This window comes from Brevibacterium sp. ZH18 (genome assembly GCF_022748595.1).
Classification (GTDB): Bacteria; Actinomycetota; Actinomycetes; order Actinomycetales; family Brevibacteriaceae; genus Brevibacterium.
Genome location: NZ_JALDSX010000086.1, coordinates 1 through 3,535, shown reverse-complemented (window position 1 = coordinate 3,535; position 3,535 = coordinate 1). Strand labels below are relative to the sequence as shown.

The 3,535-nt window shown below is 55.5% G+C and carries 2 protein-coding genes; one reads left to right on the top strand and one right to left on the bottom strand.

All coding sequences use genetic code 11. From position 1 onward, the window contains the following. Nucleotides 1–546 precede the first annotated feature (546 nt). Entirely contained in the window at nt 547–825 is a 279-nt protein-coding gene (locus tag MPN20_RS16945; protein WP_242784026.1) for a hypothetical protein, read from the bottom strand. Between the two features lie 455 nt (nt 826–1,280). Here MPN20_RS16945 and MPN20_RS16940 point away from each other — a divergent pair, with 455 nt between their 5' ends. Further along, the gene (locus tag MPN20_RS16940; RefSeq protein ID WP_242784024.1) at nt 1,281–3,521 is read left to right on the top strand and encodes an AAA family ATPase; all 2,241 of its coding nucleotides are present in this window, start codon (nt 1,281–1,283) and stop codon (nt 3,519–3,521) included. Nucleotides 3,522–3,535 lie beyond the last annotated feature (14 nt).

The window sequence follows — 3,535 nt, the reverse complement described above, 5'->3', positions numbered from 1 at the left end:
GATGGAGTCTTGAACACCTACATCATTGCACCCAGGGTCCCGTTTCTTGCGCTGCTTGAGGGTGGCTATCGCACCGCCCTATTTATGAAGAGCCAGATTTCGGATGCTTGGCCCTCCGGGAGATGCAGTGGCCGCCGCCAAGGGGACGCCCAAAGTCCCCGCCAATCGAAGCCGGTGTTTCAGCAGGGCACTTTGGGCTCCCATGCCTCGCGCTGCGGGAAGTGTGGACGCTCCGCCGAGTACTGCCCCTGTGGGGTGCAGGGACATGGCCGCCGCAGCGAGAGGCTGGCCGTCGCGGAAAGCTATGAACCCCCGAACCTCCCGAAGAGTATGTTCCGCTCTGATGAAGCCCTTCACGGCGCTCGTCGCGGCGTAGCCGGCGTCGAGAAGGTTCGCGAAGAATTTTGCGTCCTGTGTGGTGGAGACTTTGTGTATCTGCCACTGGTCATCGTCGTCCGGTTGGATCGTCGAGTTTAGACATAGGTAGGCAATTGGTCGCACGGGTGCCAGCTCGTAGCCGTTGCCCAGCATCCGGTCGATGAGAGACTACGATGGTGATGTTGCGACGATCGTTGCCTGGTCTGAGGCTGGGAACCTTTTGAGCAGGTCGGGCAGAGTCTCGACGGACTGTTCGTTCAGGCCTTCAATAGTATTTAGAAACTCATATTGATTGGCAGTTGCCATGCTCGCCCTCAGCCCGCCCACACGGAATGTTTCGAATCGGCCGGGCAAGCCTGCGGTCGCCGCTGCATCAAGCGATAGCTTCTTACGCTCGAATACGGCCAGCTCCGCAGCGTGAACAGGATCTCCGAAAGTACTTCGCATATTCGAAGCCTAACTTCGACTGATCCGCCGAAACGCTCCAATCGTAATGGCCTACCGTGCCACTTGCCGATCCCCAACTGACACAGGCTCCACCGTGGACTTAGTGTCGATTCATGCAACCGCTCCAGAGAATGTGTAGCGTCGTGCACACGACTTCTACGCAGAGAGACCGCTCGTGCACAGGACTCCTGACAATCGGACTTCAACAGTCGGCTGCACGAAGACCGTCGTTTCGCCTGATGGTGAGCAGTCAGCTTCTGAAAATGACAAGAGTGAAGCATGTTTGTGGCCGGTGAACCTGCATATGTCGACCGAGTAGGCTCATCGTTAAACTTGCTCAAAGTACCGATTGGCGGAGTCTCCATCCGGAGCTAATTGAGACTGTTTTCACTATTTTTCGCGCTAGATCTCGACGTCGGTGACGTCGGACATGCTGTGGCGTCAAGGAGGATGCTGTGATCGATCAGGTTAATCTCTCTGGTTTCCATTGCTTTGGCGGGAACGGGGGCGAGGTGCTGAGCGACCTGGCTACCGTTAGTTACATTTTCGGCCCCAACGGCTCAGGTAAGACCACAATCAGCCAGAGCCTTGCAACTGTGGCAGGCGACGAGTCCCATGTCCGCTGGACGTCAGGTCCACAGACGGTGAAGGTCTACAACCGTGACTACGTACGCAAAGCGTTTACGAATGCTGACGGTGAGGAACGTGGCGTATTTTTGCTCGGAAAGGACAGTGGCGATACCTTTGCCCAGATCAAAGAGCTGGAGAAGCAGCAAGAGAAGACCACGGATAGGATCGACAACTGCCAGCAGCACATTAACGACGCTGACACAGCATTCGCGGTCCAGCGCAAGGAACTCGCTAAAAAAGTATGGGATCGTCGAAGCGTCATACCCGAAACGATCAAACGCGAGATGACCGGGCTAAACGGAGATAAAGCAAAGTGTCTAGAACTTACGCTCACCAAGGCGCGCGAGTTCCCCGAACGAGGTGAAGACACCTGGGAATCACTTGCCCCAAGAGCCGAGGCAGCATTCTCCAAGGCTGTCAGTGAACGGATTCCGATCCCGCAAGCTCCCGCCGTGGCGTGGGATGAGGATGTCCTGCGGGGCGCTTTGAAAGCGCCAATCATTGGCAGTTCGGACGTCCCCCTTGCTGAGATGATTGAGCGCCTAGGTATCTCGGATTGGGTGCAGCAAGGGGCAGATCATTTGCACAGGCAAGAGGGCACTCCCGTACTGTGTCCCTTTTGCCAGCAGATCGCACCGGAAGATCTAAGTGATCAGCTTGCGAGCATTTTTGACGATATTTACCAGAAGAAACAGAACGAGATCGAAGCGTTTCAACGGACCATCGAGATGGCCGTCGAATCTGTTGCTGCCTTTAAATCCGGGAGCCTCAAAGAACTCCAGCGCAATGTTGAACCTGCTGAGGTCGATCAGGCGTTTGCCGCAGTTGAAGTGAAACTGAAAGCCATTGCGACATCCGTCGAGCAAAAGATTCTAAAACCCTCAGACGCCGTGGACGTGGGTACGGCAGCCGAATCCTATGCCGCACTTAAGTCGGTGGTGGATACGGCCAATAACTCCATCAATGTCACGAACGCTATAATCCGTGACCGGATGGCGCAACGTCCGGCGATCCTCAATGCTGCATGGCAAGAGTTCGTCCGCGGCCACTTGGATGATCTCGTCAATACATTCCTCAAGGAGGAGGAAGAGCACGCAACGAAGGTTGGCGGTCTTCGAAATACAATCGCGATGCAGGAGGATATCCTTCAAGCTTGTAAGGCCACCCTGCGTGAACTTCGGTCTCAAACTACCTCCAGTGAAGCGACGATCCAGACGATCAACGACATGTTGGATATGAGTCAGTTCCACAGTTTTAAGCTGGAGAAGGCGCAGCGGACGAAGGACGGATACAGAATCATCCGTGGCAATGGTCAGCCTGCGGACATCGGCTCTCTCAGTGAGGGAGAGCGAACCTTCATCACCTTCCTGTACTTCTACCACTCGCTCTCCGAAGTAACACAGGACGACGAAACAGAGAGGGTCTGCGCCGTCATCGATGATCCGATTTCGAGCCTCGACGGGGACGTCATGTTCATAGTGTCGGCTTTGACGCGCGAACTCATTCGAAGTGTTCGAAAGGGAAAACACGGACGCGTGTCACAAGTGATCTTGTTGACTCACAGCACCCGTTTTCACAACGAGGTGAGTAACGACTATAAGGGTGCAGAATCATCTGGGGTCAAGTTCTACCGCATCAGGAAGTTCTCGCCAGAACCCAATCAGATTGAAGATTGCGGGCAAGAGAACCCGATTCGTTCTGCTTACCAGGAACTGTGGGACGAGGTTGCCACTGCTCGAAACCGGCCCAGTTCACCGATGCCCTGGCTCCCTAACATTCTGCGAAGGATCCTCGAAAGCTATTTCTCAACTCTGGGCGGGCAGGGCAATCTGTACGAGATCGGTCAGGATCTAGAGCCTATCGAGAAGGCGGTCCATGATGCGCTAATCGCCTGGTCACATAGCGGCTCACACACGATCGTGGACGCAGAGGTCTACGCGCAACCATCGGCTTCGAATGAGCGGTGGCTGGCCGCGTTTGCGCGGATCTTCGATCGGACGTCGAACGGGGCCCATCAGGGGCACTACAAAATGATGCTGGGGGAAGCGCGGAAGTACCTCCGCTGAGTGAGCGTGGCGGC

What these genes read in the sequence shown, in the direction of transcription:
- MPN20_RS16945 (WP_242784026.1), bottom strand. Translation starts at nt 825, where the DNA reads ATGCGAAGTACTTTCGGAGATCCTGTTCACGCTGCGGAGCTGGCCGTA.